The organism is Streptomyces xanthophaeus (assembly GCF_000725805.1).
GTDB lineage: Bacteria > Actinomycetota > Actinomycetes > Streptomycetales > Streptomycetaceae > Streptomyces > Streptomyces xanthophaeus.
On sequence record NZ_JOFT01000010.1, the window covers coordinates 43662 to 59089 of the forward strand.

At 71.6% G+C, this 15428-nt stretch carries 17 protein-coding genes; 10 read left to right on the forward strand and 7 right to left on the reverse strand.

The features are described 5' to 3' along the window. Positions 1-131: 131 nt before the first annotated feature. From IO30_RS0102550 to IO30_RS0102565, 4 genes are all read left to right on the forward strand, one after another. Positions 132-818: a TetR/AcrR family transcriptional regulator gene (locus tag IO30_RS0102550; RefSeq protein ID WP_031138787.1), complete on the forward strand. Its 687-nt coding sequence runs from the start codon at positions 132-134 to the stop codon at positions 816-818. Positions 819-887: 69 nt separating this feature from the next. Beyond that, positions 888-2420, forward strand: coding sequence for an MFS transporter (locus IO30_RS0102555; protein ID WP_031138789.1), 1533 nt, complete (start codon positions 888-890; stop codon positions 2418-2420). Between the two features lie 112 nt (positions 2421-2532). After that, positions 2533-3315: a dioxygenase family protein gene (locus tag IO30_RS0102560; RefSeq protein WP_031138791.1), complete on the forward strand. Its 783-nt coding sequence runs from the start codon at positions 2533-2535 to the stop codon at positions 3313-3315. A gap of 464 nt (positions 3316-3779) precedes the next feature. Then, entirely contained in the window at positions 3780-4763 is a 984-nt protein-coding gene (locus IO30_RS0102565) for a sigma-70 family RNA polymerase sigma factor (protein ID WP_031138793.1), read from the forward strand. A 62-nt stretch (positions 4764-4825) separates the two neighbouring features. On the opposite strand, the gene IO30_RS0102570 is transcribed toward IO30_RS0102565, so the two are convergent. Beyond that, a complete protein-coding gene (locus tag IO30_RS0102570; protein WP_031138794.1) occupies positions 4826-5782 on the reverse strand; it encodes a helix-turn-helix transcriptional regulator in 957 nt (318 codons plus the stop codon). A 63-nt stretch (positions 5783-5845) separates the two neighbouring features. On the opposite strand from IO30_RS0102570, the gene IO30_RS0102575 reads away from it, so the two are divergent. The 3 genes from IO30_RS0102575 to pfkB all read left to right on the forward strand — a co-directional run bounded on the left by IO30_RS0102575 (position 5846) and on the right by pfkB (position 9306). Continuing rightward, positions 5846-7414 carry an MFS transporter gene (locus IO30_RS0102575; protein WP_051901806.1) on the forward strand — a complete coding sequence of 523 codons (1569 nt, stop codon included), beginning with the start codon at positions 5846-5848 and terminating at the stop codon, positions 7412-7414. 150 nt (positions 7415-7564) lie between these two features. Next, positions 7565-8326, forward strand: coding sequence for a DeoR/GlpR family DNA-binding transcription regulator (locus IO30_RS0102580; RefSeq protein ID WP_031138798.1), 762 nt, complete (start codon positions 7565-7567; stop codon positions 8324-8326). Further along, entirely contained in the window at positions 8323-9306 is a 984-nt protein-coding gene (pfkB, locus tag IO30_RS0102585; protein ID WP_037892878.1) for a 1-phosphofructokinase, read from the forward strand. Before IO30_RS0102580 ends, pfkB begins: the two co-directional genes overlap by 4 nt. 59 nt (positions 9307-9365) lie before the next feature. Here pfkB and IO30_RS0102590 read toward each other — a convergent pair whose 3' ends face one another. After that, on the reverse strand, positions 9366-10136 hold the full coding sequence (locus tag IO30_RS0102590) for a DUF6227 family protein (RefSeq protein WP_031138802.1): 771 nt from the start codon (positions 10134-10136) through the stop codon (positions 9366-9368). Positions 10137-10328: 192 nt separating this feature from the next. On the opposite strand from IO30_RS0102590, the gene IO30_RS0102595 reads away from it, so the two are divergent. Continuing rightward, positions 10329-10970, forward strand: a complete 642-nt coding sequence (locus IO30_RS0102595; RefSeq protein ID WP_031138804.1) for a vitamin K epoxide reductase family protein — start codon at positions 10329-10331, stop codon at positions 10968-10970. Between the two features lie 123 nt (positions 10971-11093). Here IO30_RS0102595 and IO30_RS0102600 read toward each other — a convergent pair whose 3' ends face one another. Next, a complete protein-coding gene (locus tag IO30_RS0102600; RefSeq protein WP_031138805.1) occupies positions 11094-11507 on the reverse strand; it encodes a rodlin in 414 nt (137 codons plus the stop codon). Positions 11508-11776: 269 nt separating this feature from the next. Here IO30_RS0102600 and IO30_RS0102605 point away from each other — a divergent pair, with 269 nt between their 5' ends. Together IO30_RS0102605 and IO30_RS0102610 are read left to right on the forward strand one after the other, a co-directional pair. Then, a complete protein-coding gene (locus IO30_RS0102605; protein ID WP_031138807.1) occupies positions 11777-12238 on the forward strand; it encodes a hypothetical protein in 462 nt (153 codons plus the stop codon). Positions 12239-12382: 144 nt separating this feature from the next. Next, the gene (locus IO30_RS0102610) at positions 12383-12622 is read left to right on the forward strand and encodes a chaplin (protein ID WP_031138809.1); all 240 of its coding nucleotides are present in this window, start codon (positions 12383-12385) and stop codon (positions 12620-12622) included. Positions 12623-12691: 69 nt separating this feature from the next. On the opposite strand, the gene IO30_RS0102615 is transcribed toward IO30_RS0102610, so the two are convergent. The 4 genes from IO30_RS0102615 to IO30_RS0102630 form a co-directional block, all read right to left on the reverse strand. Continuing rightward, positions 12692-13036, reverse strand: coding sequence for a hypothetical protein (locus IO30_RS0102615; protein ID WP_031138811.1), 345 nt, complete (start codon positions 13034-13036; stop codon positions 12692-12694). A 180-nt stretch (positions 13037-13216) separates the two neighbouring features. Beyond that, entirely contained in the window at positions 13217-14374 is a 1158-nt protein-coding gene (locus IO30_RS47520; protein WP_031138813.1) for a chaplin, read from the reverse strand. 121 nt (positions 14375-14495) lie between these two features. Beyond that, positions 14496-14729 (reverse strand): chaplin, encoded by a 234-nt coding sequence (locus IO30_RS0102625; RefSeq protein WP_031138815.1) that lies wholly within the window; start codon positions 14727-14729, stop codon positions 14496-14498. Between the two features lie 233 nt (positions 14730-14962). Further along, positions 14963-15373: a rodlin gene (locus tag IO30_RS0102630; protein ID WP_031138818.1), complete on the reverse strand. Its 411-nt coding sequence runs from the start codon at positions 15371-15373 to the stop codon at positions 14963-14965. Positions 15374-15428: the final 55 nt, after the last annotated feature.

A 15428-nucleotide genomic window follows, 5' to 3' on the forward strand; every position in this document is an offset into this window, starting at 1 on the left:
CCTTGTGGCCCAGCTCACACGGAGGAGTGAAATAACCGGGGAGCCGATCCCCGTTTGTACGTGAGTCCCGCGAAGTGGGGACCGGTTCCCCGTTTGAGCGGGCCCGTACGGATCACCAGGGAGGCCCGGGAATGAAGAGCTCGACCAGCACCGCCGCGGCGGCCCCGGCGCATCCCGTGGACCTGGGACCGGACCGCGTGCCGCGCCCGCGGGCGGACGCCGTCCGCAACCGCGAGCGCATCCTGGTGGCGGCCCGGGACGTCTTCGTCGAGTTCGGCCCCGGCGCCCCCTTCGACGAGGTCGCCCGCCGGGCCGGAATCGGCAACGCGACCCTCTACCGGCACTTCCCCGACCGCACCGCCCTCGTCCATCACGTGGTGCTCTTCGTCATGGGCCGGGTCACGGCCACGGCCGAGGCGGCTCTCGCCGAGGAGCCCGACGCCTTCGCCGCGCTGTGCCGCTTCACGCACACCGCGGCGGACGAGCGCATCGGTGCCCTGTGCCCGATGCTCGGCGACGGCTTCGACCGCGACCACCCCGAACTCGCCGAGGCGCAGCGCTCCTTGGGAGCGGTCATCGAGTCCGTGGTGGCGACCGGGCAGGAAGCGGGAGTGATCCGCCCGGACATCGGCGCCGGTGACCTGTTGCTCGCGCTGTCCCAGCTCAGCCGGCCCCTCCCGGGCACCGCGTGCCCCGATGCCGACCGCTTCGTCCACCGCCATCTCCAGCTGTTCCTGGACGGATTGCGGGCCCCGGCCCGTTCCGTGCTGCCCGGTTCGGCCGCCACCCTCGACGGGCTGAGGTGCAGAACCACGTGACCCGGCCAGGCGACTTACGCATCTTTTCCCGGTTCTTCAGTCATTCCGCACAGTGAAGTGGGTACCCCCATGTCCAAAACAGCCGCGACACCCTTGTCGGCTGCCGATCCCAGCCGCTGGAAGGCGCTCGTCTTCATAGCCCTGGCGCAGCTGATGGTCGTCCTCGACGCCACCATCGTGAACATCGCCCTCCCCTCCGCCCAGACCGATCTGGGCATCTCGGACGGCAACCGCCAGTGGGTCATCACCGCGTACGCGCTGGCCTTCGGCGGACTGCTCCTCTTCGGCGGCCGCATCGCCGACAAGTGGGGCCGCAAGAACGCCTTCGTCGTCGGACTCATCGGCTTCGCCCTGGCCTCCGCGCTCGGCGGCGCCGCGAGCGGCGAGGCCATGATGCTGGGCGCCCGCGCCCTCCAGGGTGCATTCGGCGCCCTGCTCGCACCGGCGGCCCTGTCGCTGCTCGCGGTCATGTTCACCGACGCCAAGGAGCGCGCCAAGGCGTTCGGCATCTACGGCGCGATCGCCGGCGGCGGCGGCGCCGTCGGCCTGATCCTCGGCGGCTTCCTGACCGAGTACCTCAACTGGCGCTGGACCTTCTTCGTCAACATCCCGTTCGCGATCGTCGCGGCCGTGGGTGCCTGGCTGGTCATCCGCGAGCCCTCGGGCGCCCGCAACCGCGCACCGCTCGACATCCCCGGCGTGATCCTGTCCACGCTCGGTCTCGTCGCCCTGGTCTACGGGTTCACCCGCGCCGAGTCGGCGGGCTGGCTGGACTCCGTGACCGTGGCCATGTTCGTCGCCTCGGCGGCGCTGCTGGCGGCCTTCGTCTTCGTCGAGTCCAAGGTGAAGTCCCCGCTGCTGCCCCTGCGCGTCCTGCTGGAGCGCAACCGCGGCGGTGTCTACCTCTCGCTCGGCCTGGCCGTCATCTCGATGTTCGGCCTGTTCCTCTTCCTCACCTACTACCTCCAGGTCGTGAAGGGCTTCTCGCCCGTCAAGACCGGCTTCGCCTTCCTCCCGATGATCGTGGGCATGATCACCGGCTCCACCCAGATCGGCGCCCGGCTGATGACCCGGGTCCCGCCGCGCCTGCTGATGGGCCCGGGCTTCCTGCTCGCCGCCACCGGCATGCTGCTGCTGACCCAGCTCGAGGTCGGGTCCTCGTACCCGGCGCTGATCCTGCCCGCGCAGCTGCTGCTCGGCCTCGGCATGGGCACGGCGTTCATGCCGGCCATGTCCCTGGCCACGCACGGGGTGGAACCGGCCGACGCCGGAGTCGCCTCCGCCATGGTCAACACCTCCCAGCAGGTCGGCGGCGCCATCGGCACCGCGCTGCTGAACACCATCGCCGCCTCGGCGACCACCGCGTACCTCGCCGACCACGCGGCCGAGGCCGCCGCGGGCGGCGCTGCCGCGCAGCTCGTCCAGGCCCAGGCCATGGTCGAGGGCTACGCCTCCGCGATCTGGTGGGCGGTCGGCATCCTGGTCGCCAGCTCGGTCATCGCCCTGACCCTGATCACCACGGGCAAGCCGGGTGCGGGCAGCCCGCTCGCCGAGGGCTCCGAGGAGGAGGCCGAATTCAAGGTTCCGGTGATCGCCCACTGACGGGCCGCCCCGGTACCCGGGAATGACTGACGGCCCCGCCTCGTTCAAATTTGAACGAGGCGGGGCCGGTCCGTGTCAGGGCCGCTCCGCACCCACGACCGAGGAGCGCCCCATGACCGCCGTCCCCGACCGCATGCCGGCGCTCTACCTCAGCCACGGCGCGCCCCCGCTCGCCGACGACCCGCTGTGGCCGGCCGAACTGGCCGCCTGGTCGGCTTCCCTGCCCCGTCCCACCGCGATCCTGATGGTCTCCGCCCACTGGGAGGAGGCCCCGCTCGCCCTGGGCGCCACCGAGACGGTCCCGCTCGTCCACGACTTCTGGGGATTCCCCGAGCACTACTACCGGGTGCGCTACGGGGCGCCCGGCGCCCCGCGGCTCGCCGCCTCGGTACGGTCGCTGCTGAAGGCCCCCGGCACCCCGGTCCAGGACGTCCCCGACCGGGGCCTGGACCACGGCGCGTACGTCCCGCTGGTCGAGATGTACCCCGGGGCCGACGTGCCGGTCCTCCAGATATCCCTGCCGACCCTGGACCCGCGCCGCCTGATGGACGTCGGCCGCAAGCTGGCGCCCCTGCGCGACGAGGGGGTCCTGATCGTCGGCAGCGGCTTCTTCACCCACAACCTGGCCGCGCTGCGGCACGCGGGCGTGCCCGCCTGGTCGGCGGAGTTCGACGCCTGGGGTCACGAGGCACTGGCGGCCGGGGACCTGGACTCCCTGCTCGACTTCGAGACGAAGTCCCCCTCGGGGCGTCTGGCCCACCCGCGCACGGAGCACTTCGCCCCGCTCTTCGTCACCCTCGGCGCGGCCGAGGCGTGCGGGGACCTCGGGGACCGGCGCGACGCGGTGGACGGCTTCTGGATGGGCCTGTCGAAGCGCTCCGTGCAGTTCGGCTGATTCCGGCGGGCGGGCGGAGCGGGATTTCGGATTCAATGGCCGGTTTGTCGGGTATCCGGTCATTCGATCGCCAGTCCAGGCAACCAGAAGCCGGCGGGGGCCGTCTTCAGGGTGGGAGTGCAGCCGAGGGCGGGCGTCGCACCAGGTGAAGATCGCGATGTCACATGTGACGGCGGTCTCACCGAGGGGAGTGGCCCGGCGTCCGGGCTGAGCGGCCGGACGGCGTCCGGTCCCAGCCCTGACCTGCACCTCTTCGGGTTCCTGCGGCATCCTGACCCGGCTCGCGGTGGGGCAGGATACTGCAAGATCTCGGAAAAGAGGGGCCAACGTGGGAATTCTGTCCCGATTCCAGTCGTTGTTTCCTTCGGAAGCGGGCACTCGGGAGAGTGTCCGAGGACGCACCACCCGCCACGGTGGCCGTCCCGCAGCCGCACCGCGACCGAACTCATCGCAAGGGAGCACGCATGGCAACCCGCGCCGTCGCCCGTCGTCAGTCCACGAGCAGCGCCCGCGCTGTGGGCGGGGAGATCGCAGACCGCGACCTGGTCGGCATGTACCTGGACGAGATCGCGCGCACCCCGCTGCTCGACGCCGCCAAGGAAGTGGAGCTCTCCCAGATCATCGAGGCGGGCGTCTACGCCCAGCAGATCCTCGACGGCGTCATAGCGCGCGATGGCGAGACGCCGGCTCCCGCGCGCGAGGAGCTGGAGGCCCTGGCCGCCGAAGGCGAGCGGGCCAAGGAAGTCTTCATCCGCTCCAACCTCCGCCTCGTCGTGGCCGTCGCCCGCCGCTACCCGCGCAGCGGCCTGCCGCTCCTCGACCTGATCCAGGAGGGCAATGCCGGCCTGGTCCGCGCCGTCGAGAAGTTCGACTACGCGAAGGGCTTCAAGTTCTCCACGTACGCCACGTGGTGGATCCGCCAGGCCATCACCCGTTCCATCGCCGACCAGTCCCGCACCATCCGCCTCCCCGTCCACCTGGTGGAGGAGCTCGGCCGGATCCGCCGCGTCCAGCGCGAGTTCAACCGCATGAACGGCCGGGACCCGGAGCACGCGGAGATCGCCGCCGAGCTGGATTCGACCGAGAAGCGCGTGGGTGACGTCCTGGACTGGGCGCGCGACCCGGTCAGCCTCAACATGTCGGTGGACGACGACGGCGACACGCAGTTCGGTGACCTCCTGGAGGACACCTCCGCGATCTCCCCCGAGCAGTCCGTCCTGTCGCTGCTGCGCAGCGAGGAGCTGGAGGACCTGCTGGGCAAGCTCGACCAGCGCACGGCGTCGATCATCAAGATGCGCTACGGCATCGACGACGGCCGCGAGCGGACCCTCACGGAGGTCGGCAAGCAGCACGGCCTGACCCGCGAGCGGATCCGCCAGATCGAGAAGCACGCCCTGCTGGAGCTCAAGCGCATGGCCCGCGACACGGGCTTCGACGCGGTGGCCTGACCGGCCCCGCCCCTGTACGAGCCCCGGTGCCTATCCCCCCCAGGCGCCGGGGCTCCCCCGTGTCACGGGGTGCCCGGCGCCGCCGAGAGCCGGGCGCCGAGGGCGGCCGCCGCCTGCGACAGGGCCTCGGGGGAGTGGACGGTGAAGGCGGGCCCGGTCAGGGCCAGCCGGACCGCCAGCCACTGCGGCGGCTCCCCGCTCTCGAACCGGACCCGGACCCCGCCCCCGGCCTCCGTCAGCTCGTGGCCCTCCTCCCGCAGCCACTGCGGCAGTTCCGCCGCCCCCGCCGCGAAGGTGACGTCCACCGGGTAGGTGTCGCCGCCCCGCAGTCCCTTGCGGACGAAGGCCTGCGCATCCATCGGCAGCGGCCGCGGGGCGAACCGGGCACCCGTGGCGAAGGGCTCGCTCACCCGGTCCACCCGGAAGGTGCGCCAGTCCTCCCGCTCCAGGTCGTAGGCCATCAGGTACCACCGGCTCCCCGTGCTGACCAGCCGGTACGGTTCCACCAGCCGCTTCGTGCCGGCCCCGTCCCGCGCCCGGTAGGCGAACCGCAGCCGCTCCGGCCCCGCCACCGCCGCGGCCATCGTCGTCAGCGTCCGCGGATCCACGCTCGCCCCGTCCCCTCGGCTCAGCGCCACCGTGGCCGACTGGAGCGCGCTCACCCGGCGTCGCAGCCGCGCGGGCAGCACTTGCTCCAGCTTCGCCAGTGCCCGCACGGAAGCCTCCTCGACCCCCTCGATCGCATGCCCGGCACCGGCCCGCAGGCCCACGGCGATCGCCACCGCCTCCTCGTCGTCGAGCAGCAGCGGCGGCATCGCGGCCCCCGCCACCAGCCGGTACCCGCCCTCCGCGCCCAGCGTCGCCTCCACCGGGTACCCGTACTCCCGGAGCCGGTCGATGTCGCGCCGGATGGTGCGGGCGCTGACCCCCAGCCGTCCCGCCAGCTCGCTCCCCGGCCATTCGCGGGGCGTCTGGAGGAGCGACAGCAGGGAGAGGAGCCGTGCCGGGGTGTCGGTCATGAGTTCAAGGTTGCCAGCGAAATAGGACACGGACCGACCTAGATGACGTCTAGGTTTCTCTCCATGAGCACCGAGACGTCCAAGACATCGCCCGAAAGAGAGAACGGGCCCGTACGAGAAGAGCGGAACGCCCCACTCGACGACGTAACGAGCAGCAGCTCGACCGCCGACCGCCGCCGCTGGCTGGCGCTCGCCATCGTGATGACCGCGGCCTTCATGGACCTGGTCGACGTCACGATCGTCAACATAGCGATACCCAGCATGCGCGAGAACCTCGGCGCATCGACGAGCGCGATCCAGTGGATCACCGCCGGCTACGCCCTCGCGTTCGCCGCCGGTCTGATCACCGGCGGCCGTCTCGGTGACATCTACGGCCGCAAGCGCCTCTTCCTGGTCGGCATCGCCGGATTCACCGCGGCCTCCCTGCTCTGCGGCATCGCCGCCAACCCGGGCATGCTCGTCGCCGCCCGCCTCCTCCAGGGCGCCATGGCGGCCATGATGGTCCCGCAGGTGCTGGCGATCATCCACGTGACCTTCCCGCCGCACGAGCGCGGCAAGGTGTTCGGCATGTTCGGCGCGATCGTGGGCCTCGGTGCGGTCTCCGGCCCGATGCTCGGCGCCCTGCTCACCGAGTGGAACCTCTTCGGCCTGGAATGGCGCCCGATCTTCCTGATCAACCTGCCGGTCGGCATCGCGGGCGTGATCCTGGGCCGCAAGTTCATCACCGAGTCCAAGGCCCCGCAGGCCCTGCGCCTGGACCTGGTCGGCGTCGTCCTCGCCACCCTCGCCCTGGTCATGCTGATCTTCCCGCTCACCCAGGGCCGCGAGAACGACTGGCCGCTGTGGGGCTTCCTGTGCATGGGCGCGGCGCCGTTCGTCTTCGCCGCCTTCATCGTGTACGAGAAGTACAAGATCAAGAAGGACGGCTCCCCGCTCGTGGAGCTCTCCCTCTTCAAGGTCAAGAGCTTCGCGGGCGGCATCGCCGTCCAGCTGACCTTCGGCATCGCGACCGGCATCTTCTTCCTGGTCTGGACGCTGTACATGCAGATGGGCCTCGGCTGGAGCCCCCTGCGCGCGGGCACCACCGGCATCCCGTTCTCCATCGCCGTCTCGGCCGCCGCGGGCATCTCGGTCCAGAAGCTCGTCCCGCGCTTCGGCCGCAAGGTGCTCCAGGCGGGCGCCCTGACCATGGCCGCCGGTCTGCTCATCTACATCTGGGAGTCGCAGCACTACGGCATGGGGATCGCCTCCTGGCAGATGGCCCTCCCCCTGGTGGTCATGGGGATCGGCATGGGCCTGATCGTGGCCCCGCTCACCGACACCGTGCTCTCCGAGGTGCCGCGCGAGCACGCCGGCTCCGCCTCCGGCCTGATCAACACCACCGGCCAGATGGGCAACGCCCTGGGTCTCGGCCTCACCTCCGTGGTCTTCTTCGGGCTGATCGAGAACGACATGGACTTCGGGGCGCCCTATGTAGAGGCCTTCCGCGGCGCGCTGTGGTGGTGCGTGGCCGTACTCGTCGTGATCTTCGCGGTGATGTTCATGCTGCCGCGCCGCCAGATCCCCGCCGAGCAGCGGGAAGGCGGCACGGAGGCCCCCGGCCTCGCCCCCGAGAAGGTCCCGGCCGGCTAGCTCCGGATCGTCACCTCTTCACGGGCATGTCCGCTTTTGTTGGCGGACATGCCCGTTTGTTTTGTTTTAGGATGGAAGCGGCGTACCGTAGGGAACAACCCACAGATTCGGGCATCCCGATCCCCTGACCGAGTGAGCGGACCTGACCCCATGTACGCACCGGAGCGCCAGCAGGAGATCCTGCGCCTGGCCCGCGAGGCGGGCCGGGTCGATGTGCTCTCCCTCGCCGGCCGCTTCCAGGTCACGGCCGAGACCGTGCGCCGCGACCTCACCGCGCTCGACCGGGCCGGGCTGGTCCGCCGGGTGCACGGCGGGGCCATACCGGCCGGCCGTCTGGACTTCGAGCCCGACCTCACCGAGCGCGAGGCCACCGCCGCCGACGAGAAGGGCCGCATCGCGGCCGCCGCCCTGGCCGAACTCCCCGACGGCGGCAGCGTCGTCCTCGACGCGGGCAGCACCGTGGCCCGCCTCGCGGCGGCGATCCCCCTCGACACCGCCCTCACCGTGGTCACCCACGCGCTGCCCGTCGCCGCCCGGCTGGCCGGCCACACCGGCATCGACCTCCACCTGGTCGGCGGCCGCGTCCGCCACCGCACCCGCGCCGCCGTCGACGCCTGGGCCCTGCGGGCCTACGCCGAGATCCGCGCCGACGTCCTCTTCCTCGCGACGAACGGCTTCGCCGCCGGGCGCGGCCTGACCACCCCCGACCTCGCGGAAGCGGCCGTCAAACGGGCCGCGATCGCAGCGGCCCGCCGGGTCGTCCTGCTCGCCGACTCCGCGAAGGACGGACAGGAACACTTCGCCTGCTTCGCCTCCTTCACGGAGGTCGACCTGCTCATCACCGACACGGGGCTCGCCCCCGCTCACAAGGCGGCGATCGAGGCCGCCGGTACGGAAGTCGTGCTCGTATGATCCTCACCGTCACCCCCAACCCCTCCCTCGACCGGACCTACGAGGTCCCCTCGCTGGACCGCGGCCAGGTCGTGCGCGCAGGGGCCGACCGGCTCGACCCCGGGGGCAAGGGCGTCAACGTCTCCCGCGCGGTGGCCGCCGCGGGCGTCCGTACGACGGCGCTCCTGCCGCTGGGCGGCGCGGCGGGCACCCTGCTCGCCGAACTCCTCGGCGCCCAGGGCGTGGACGTCACGGCGGTCTCGATCTCCGGCCGGACCCGCTCGAACGTCGCGCTCGTGGAACCGGACGGCACCCTCACCAAGATCAACGCACCCGGCCCCGAGATCTCGCCGCAGGAGTCGGCCCTCCTGCTCGACACGGTCCGCACCTGCGCCGGCCACCCCGACTGGATCGCCTGCTGCGGCAGCCTGCCCCCCGGCCTCGACCCGCGCTGGTACGCCGACCTGGTCGCCCGCGCCCACGAAGCCGGAGCCCGCGTGGCCCTGGACACCTCCGGCCCCGCACTGCTGGCCGCGCTGACCGAGGGGCCGGAGGTGGTCAAGCCCAACGCGACGGAGCTCGCCGAAGCCGTGGGCCGCCCCCTGGACACCCTGGCCGACGCGGTGAAGGCCGCGGAAGAACTCTGCTCGCTGGGCGCGGGCGCCGTACTGGCCTCCCTCGGCGCGGACGGCCAGCTGCTGGTCTGCGCCGAGGGCACCTTCTACGGCACCGCGCCCGCGCGAGCGGTCCGCAGCGACGTCGGCGCGGGCGACGCGGCCCTGGCCGGCTTCCTGATCGCGGGAGGCTCCGGCCCCCAGGCCCTCGCCTCGGCCCTGGCCCACGGAGCCGCCGCGGTCCAGCTCCCCGGCAGCTCCATGCCGACCCCCGCCCAACTGCGCCCCGACGAGGTCCGCGTCACCGAAGACCTACCCCTGGACCTCGTGCTCCGTCCCTCAGGCGGCGCCGCAACGACTGCCAGGTCGTCGGCGAGCAATCGATAACGCCCCCGCCCATATCTCCTACGAGGGCGCACCGTTGGACCGTTCGTGAGCCCGGGGGATCAGCGCACCCGCGCGCGCAGTTCCATGGCCTCCCGTGCGGCGGCCTCGCTCTCGTAGACCTCGCACATGTGCCGCCCGTCCGGCGTGGCCGTGTGCTCGACCTCCCACAGGCTGACCTCCGCCCCGTCCAGCAGGACGAAGGCGTGCTCGTACAGGCTGAAGCCCGCGTTGCGCCCGTCCGTCAGGGACTGCCGCCCGCCGAAGGCCTGGGTGATCTGGTGCGCGTACGCCGACCGGAGCAGCTCCGCGGTCCGCTCGCCCGGCCGGTCCTCGTTCTCCGCGCGGCGCAGCACCCGGCGGGCGTGATCGGCGGACTGCTCCACCGCGTACTCCCGGCGCCGCTGCGCCGGGGCCGGGGGCATGAACAGCGCGCTGAGCGCCGCCGCGTCGTCGTCGAGCTCCTCGTCGCCGGGGAGCGGCGCCGGGTCCAGGACGGATTCGGCCGGGACCTCGCCGAACAGCCGGGCCACGGCCAGGCAGGTCTCGGCCTTGCTCACGAAGACCTCGTGCCGCACGGTCCGGTCCCCCTCCTGGCGGTAGGACAGCTCCCACAGCGACACCGAACCGCCGTCGGACAGCAGGTAGGTGTGCTGGTGGGTCTCGCGCCACAGTCCCGTCGCCGGGCTGTGGTGGGTGGTGTGGAGCGAAGAGCTGTGGGCGAGCGCCGTGGCGAGGCGCTCGACCAACCGGTCCGGCAGGTCGAAGGAGTTGAGGGCGCGGCCCAGGAGTCGATCGAGGTGGGCCTCGGTTGTCTCGTACGGATCGCTCAAGGTGGGTCTCCAGGCCGTCGCAGCTTGTTACTTCGCGGGAGCACAACGTAGCCCCTGGTTCTGACATCACGTCCGGGGTTCGGTAAAACGTCCGGGAAGCAACGGGGGTTCCCGCCACCCCTTCAGGTCAACTTGGGCAGGGATGCGCACGGTTCGGCCCCCTCTGTGGGGGAGCGCGGGAGTATGGGCGGCATGGCAACGAATACAGTGGGCGTCCCCCGCCAACAGGGGCGGCCCGGCAGCAGACATGAGGGCGAACAGCGCCCCGCTTCACGGGGGTTGGCCTGGCTGCTGGTCCTCACCGGGGCCGCCGGGCTGCTGGCCTCCTGGGTGATCACCCTCGACAAGTTCCTCCTGCTGGAGGACCCGGACTTCAAGCCCGCCTGCAGTCTGAACCCCGTCGTCTCCTGCGGCAGCGTGATGCAGAGCGAGCAGGCGGCGGCCTTCGGCTTCCCCAACCCCATGCTGGGTCTGGCCGCGTACGCCGTCGTGGTGTGCGTCGGCGCGGGCGTGCTGGCGGGCGCGCGCTACCGTGGCTGGTTCTGGCTGGGCCTTCAGGGGGGCACGCTCTTCGGCGTCGGATTCTGCACCTGGCTGATGGTCCAGTCGCTCTACGAGATCAACGCGCTGTGCCTGTGGTGCTGCCTCGCCTGGGTCGCGACCCTGCTGATGTTCTGGGCGGTCACCGCGCACAACGTCCGTGCGGGCGTCCTGCCCGCACCGGGTCCGCTGCGGGAGTTCTTCGCCGAGTTCGCCTGGGTCCCGCCCGTGCTGCACACCGGGGTGATCGGGATGCTGATCCTGACCCGGTGGTGGGACTTCTGGACCTCCTGAGAGCCGCGGGCGCACGGGCACGCGCGAGGGCCCCGGCAGCTGGAGGCTGCCGGGGCCCTCGTCACTTCGCTCCACGGGCCTTTTCAGGGGCCCGAGCCGTTCGTCAGGACTCGGGAGCGGAGATCAGCTGCCGACGGAGGCGTTGCCCGAGAGGACCGGGATGTTGCTGAGGATGTGCGAGAGCGGCTCGTCACCCTTGGCCTGGGTGGAGTTCTCGGCGCACTGCTGGTTCTGCGGGTTCGACAGGACGTTGATGTCCTGGACGCCGATGTTGGCGATGAGTGCCGCCACGGACTGGACGTTGACCTTGGCCGGCAGGCCGATGCAGGGCTTGTTCAGGGTGCCCTGGACGAGGCCGAGCTGGGGGCTCTGGTCGCCGTGGGTCTTCTGGTTGCCGTAGATCTGCTGGGCGCCGTTGCCGTTGACGGTGTTGATCCCGTTGTCGTTGCCGATGGCCATGGCCGGGGCAGCAGCAGCAGCGCCCGCGCCGACCGCAATGGCGGAGACGGCGGCGGCGGTCATGAACTTCTTGAACATCTTGATCCTTCGTGTCGCACGAGTGCCCGCTGATGGAGCGCCCTGGTCAACTGCCCTGCCAGGGGGTTGGTTCCGCTCCTTCACTCAAACGGCCCGTGCGCGCGGCGCTTTTCCCCGGCCCGGGTGAGAGGCCTCCGGACGCCTGCGCGAAGCCCGTACGCAGCCCGCAGCGCACGCGCTCCGGTTGCGCTCCGTGAGAGGTGTTCGCACGGTGGGTGAGAAAGCGGATCGTTTAGTTCCGCTTCCGTGCGACACGAGAAGGAACACCCATGCACCGCACGAAGCCGTCCCGCGCCCGCATCCTCGTCCCCTCGGCCCTCGCCGCCGCCATATTCTTCGGCGCGGCCGCCCCGGCGAGCGCCCTCGACGACGGGGACCGCGCGGTGGCTCCGCGGGCTGCCGCCGGCCCCGTCGACGACCTCGTGAAGGGCATCCTCGACGCCATCAAGGCCCTGCTGCCCGCCGGCGTCACCCTGCCCGACATCAAGATCCCGGAGATCACGCTCCCCGAGATCAAGCTGCCGGAGATCCCGGGAGTGGTCCTCCCCCAGATCCCGGGCGTCGAGCTGCCCGCGCTCCCGCCGCTCGAACCGCCCGCGCTGCCGGATCCGGCGGCGCCGGTGGAGCTGGTCCCGGAGATCCCCGACATCCCCGAGATCCCGGACCTCGCCGACCTGCCGGGGCTCTCCGACCTTCCCGGCCTCCCGGCCGGGACCGGCGGCCTCCCCTAACGGTCGGGAACCGCACAGTGGTTACGACTATTGAGCTGAACAGGTCTGATCGTGTGCGGAACCGTGTCGTCTGGGAAGGCGGACCGTTTCGCTCGGTGTGCGCCCCGAATCGGGGCAGAACATCGAACAGAAGGTGCACTTCCCATGAACTCTGCCAAGAAGGCCGCCCTGGTCCTGGCCACCGCTGGTCTCGCTGCGGCCGGTGCCGCCGGCTCCGCCGTCGCCGACTCGTCGGCCGAGGGCGCGGCCGTGGGTTCCCCCGGTGTCCTCTCGGGCAACCTGGGCCAGGTCCCGGTCCACATCCCGGTGAACGTCTGCGGCAACTCCGTCAACGTCATCGGCGCGCTGAACCCCGCGTTCGGCAACGTCTGCGTCAACGACTGACGTCAGCGCACCAACGACTGTGGGCGCCCCGGCCTCGCCGGTGGCGCCCACAGTCGTGTCCGGAGCCGCTCAGCGGCCGCCGCCGTTGAGGTGCACCCCGCCGAGCAGCTCCGGCTGCGACTGGGTGGCGCCGTTCGCCAGCCCGAGCAGGGTGCTCGGTACGGAGTTGCGGACCTCGTTGACCTTCTGGACCGTGCCCAGGACCTTCTCGACTCCGGCACCCTGCTCGGCCAGCGCGTTGCCGATGATCTGCGGAGAGCCCTCGGAGACGGGGTTCACGGCCTCCGTCACGGACGTCACCCCGCTGGTCAGGCTCATCGGCACGGCCTGTGCGTCGGAGGCGAAGGCGGGGGCGGAGGCGCCGAGGGCGGCGACCGAGCCGGCCAGGACAGCGGCGACCTTCGAGAGCTTCATTATCGAAATCCTCTTCTTTTCGTGGGCAGAGGCGTCAGCGGCGACCGTCGCGCCGCTTTCGCCTTGGGTAACGACCACCGGCCGATACGGAAACGCGATCGCGCGGGTACATGACAGCGGCCGGAGAATCCGACAAAGGATTCTCCGGCCGATATTTCTTCTGATTACCCGTATTGCCGGTCAGGAGATCCGGGAACGCCGGTACAGAATGGCGCCGCCCAGGATCAGGGCCGAGGCGAGGGCCGCTGCGGCCGCGGGCTGACCCGCGCCGGTCTCGGCCAGCACCGGTGCGCTCACGTGCGCCGGTGCCGGTGCCTCCGCGGGGGCGGGCTCCGGTGCGGGGGCCGCCGGGGCCGGTACGGGGGCCGGGGCCGGCGGCAGGTGCACGGGGACGTCCCCGCCGGGGGCGGCCGGGGGCTGGTCCGCGGGCCGTACGGCCTCCGGAGCCGGAACGGGGGCGGGCGCGGGCAGGGGTGCCGGGGCGGGCTGCTCCACGGGCTGGCTGCCGTGCGGCGGCCGCGGGCCGGGCTCCTCCACCGGGGCCGGCGCCGGGAGGGTGACCGGAGCCTCCTCGACCGGGGCGGGGGCCGGGAGCGGCTGCGGGACGGGTTCCGGAGCGGGCTCCGGCGCGGGCAGCGGGGCCGGGGCCTCCTGGACGGGCTCCGGCGCGGGCAGCGGGACCGGGAGCGGCTCGGGTGCGGGCTCCGGCGCGGGCAGGGGCGCGGGGTGCTCGGCCTCCGGCTCCGGCTGGGGACGCGGCGGGGCCGGAGGCGCGTGGTGCGCCGGGGGCGTGGGGTGGTCGTCGCACTCCTCCTCGCCCTGCTCCTCGCCGGAGTCGCCGTAGCCGTCCTCGGGGCGCGGCCCTTCGTGGCGCTGTTCCTCGTGCCGCTGTTCCTCGTGGCGCGGGGCCGCGTGGCGGGGCTGGTACGGGCGGGCGTCCTCGTGGCGCGGCTCCTCCCGGCGCTGCTGCGGCAGGGCGTGCCGTGCCTCGCGCTCGTCGAGGTAGCGCTCCAGCGCCTGCGCGTTCTCGGGGCTGAGGTAGCGCGCGTACTCCTGGTGGCCGGCGTGGCTGTCGGAGCCGGTGGTGGTGGCGCAGGTGTTCCCCATGGCGGGGTTCAGGGCCGCGCCGGCGTCCACGCTGTTGCCGCACACGTTCGGGGCGAAGGTGACGGGTACCGAGACGCTGTTGCCGGACAGCACGCCCGGTGAATGCGCGGCCTCTGCGCTCGCTCCGGGGTAGGCGTAGGCAGCGCCGGTCGCGATGGACAGCAGACTCGACGCGGCCGCCGCCGTGAGCATCCCCTTGCCCAGTACCTGTCGGCTCAGTACCTGTCGCATGGGTCCTTCCCTGTCTACCGGCGGTCCTGCCGGTGCTGAATCGAAGGTGGCCTCGGAGTGCACCGCCGTGCACTCCGAGGCCACTCCGAGGAGGTCTGCCCTTGCGGGCAAAGGCGCTTCGTCAGGCGTTGACGCAGGTGTTGCCGAACGCGGGGTTCAGCAGGGCGATCACGTTGACGGTGTTGCCGCAGACGTTGACCGGGACGTTGACCGGGACCTGGAGCAGGTTGCCGGACAGGACGCCGGGGGAGCCGACGGCCTTGCCCGCGGCGTCGGCGTCGGCCATGGCGGGGGAGGCGGCACCGGCGGCCATGAGAGCGCCGGCGGCCAGCACCACTGCCTTCTTGTACTTCATTTGATTTCGATCCTTCCCGCAGAGGCGTATCCACTGCAGAAATAACAACGAGCGGCTCGGGGAAAAGAAACCGCGTATTTTCGGGGGCCGTTCTGCAATTCACCCCGATGCGCGGCCGGAATTCGGGGCCCCGGTGATTTCGACACTATTTGCCGAGTTGCCGGGTTTCCCCTTTTACGCGGCGAGGCCGCCGCGACCCGAAGGTGCGGCGGCCTCGCTGGCGCGGGGCGCGATCAGCTGCCGGCGGAGGCGTTGCCGGAGAGGATCGGGATGTTGCTGAGGATGTGCGAGAGAGCCTCGTCGCCCTTGGCCTGGGTGGAGTTCTCGGTGCACTGCTGGTTCTGCGGGCTGGACAGGACCGGGATGTCCTGGACGCCGACGTTGACGAGGGCGAGGAGCGACTGCACGTTGGCCTTGGCCGGCAGGGCGATGCAGGGCTTGTTGAAGGAGCCCTGGATCAGAGCCATCTGCGGGCTCATGTTGCCGTACGTGGCCTGGTTGCCGTAGATCTGCGAGGCGCCGTTGCCGTTGACGGTGTTGATGCCGTTGTCGTTCCCGATGGCCATCGCCTGCGGCGCCATGGCGGCACCCATACCCACGACCGAGGCTGCAACCGCTGCCGAAGCCATCATCTTCTTGATCATTGTCGTCCCTTTTTTGCAGGATTGCCCGGTGCTGGAGCACCCGGATCAACGCCCC

Bases quoted from the DNA above. Each gene is read 5' to 3' on its own strand.
- IO30_RS0102615 (WP_031138811.1), bottom strand. From the start codon at position 13,036: ATGAAGCTCTCGAAGGTCGCCGCTGTCCTGGCCGGCTCGGTCGCCGCC.
- IO30_RS0102570 (WP_031138794.1), bottom strand. From the start codon at position 5,782: ATGACCGACACCCCGGCACGGCTCCTCTCCCTGCTGTCGCTCCTCCAG.
- IO30_RS0102580 (WP_031138798.1), top strand. From the start codon at position 7,565: ATGTACGCACCGGAGCGCCAGCAGGAGATCCTGCGCCTGGCCCGCGAG.
- IO30_RS0102595 (WP_031138804.1), top strand. From the start codon at position 10,329: ATGGCAACGAATACAGTGGGCGTCCCCCGCCAACAGGGGCGGCCCGGC.
- IO30_RS0102605 (WP_031138807.1), top strand. From the start codon at position 11,777: ATGCACCGCACGAAGCCGTCCCGCGCCCGCATCCTCGTCCCCTCGGCC.
- IO30_RS0102575 (WP_051901806.1), top strand. From the start codon at position 5,846: ATGAGCACCGAGACGTCCAAGACATCGCCCGAAAGAGAGAACGGGCCC.
- IO30_RS0102610 (WP_031138809.1), top strand. From the start codon at position 12,383: ATGAACTCTGCCAAGAAGGCCGCCCTGGTCCTGGCCACCGCTGGTCTC.
- IO30_RS0102550 (WP_031138787.1), top strand. From the start codon at position 132: ATGAAGAGCTCGACCAGCACCGCCGCGGCGGCCCCGGCGCATCCCGTG.
- IO30_RS0102600 (WP_031138805.1), bottom strand. From the start codon at position 11,507: ATGTTCAAGAAGTTCATGACCGCCGCCGCCGTCTCCGCCATTGCGGTC.
- IO30_RS0102625 (WP_031138815.1), bottom strand. From the start codon at position 14,729: ATGAAGTACAAGAAGGCAGTGGTGCTGGCCGCCGGCGCTCTCATGGCC.
- IO30_RS47520 (WP_031138813.1), bottom strand. From the start codon at position 14,374: ATGCGACAGGTACTGAGCCGACAGGTACTGGGCAAGGGGATGCTCACG.
- IO30_RS0102630 (WP_031138818.1), bottom strand. From the start codon at position 15,373: ATGATCAAGAAGATGATGGCTTCGGCAGCGGTTGCAGCCTCGGTCGTG.
- IO30_RS0102560 (WP_031138791.1), top strand. From the start codon at position 2,533: ATGACCGCCGTCCCCGACCGCATGCCGGCGCTCTACCTCAGCCACGGC.
- IO30_RS0102555 (WP_031138789.1), top strand. From the start codon at position 888: ATGTCCAAAACAGCCGCGACACCCTTGTCGGCTGCCGATCCCAGCCGC.
- IO30_RS0102565 (WP_031138793.1), top strand. From the start codon at position 3,780: ATGGCAACCCGCGCCGTCGCCCGTCGTCAGTCCACGAGCAGCGCCCGC.
- pfkB (WP_037892878.1), top strand. From the start codon at position 8,323: ATGATCCTCACCGTCACCCCCAACCCCTCCCTCGACCGGACCTACGAG.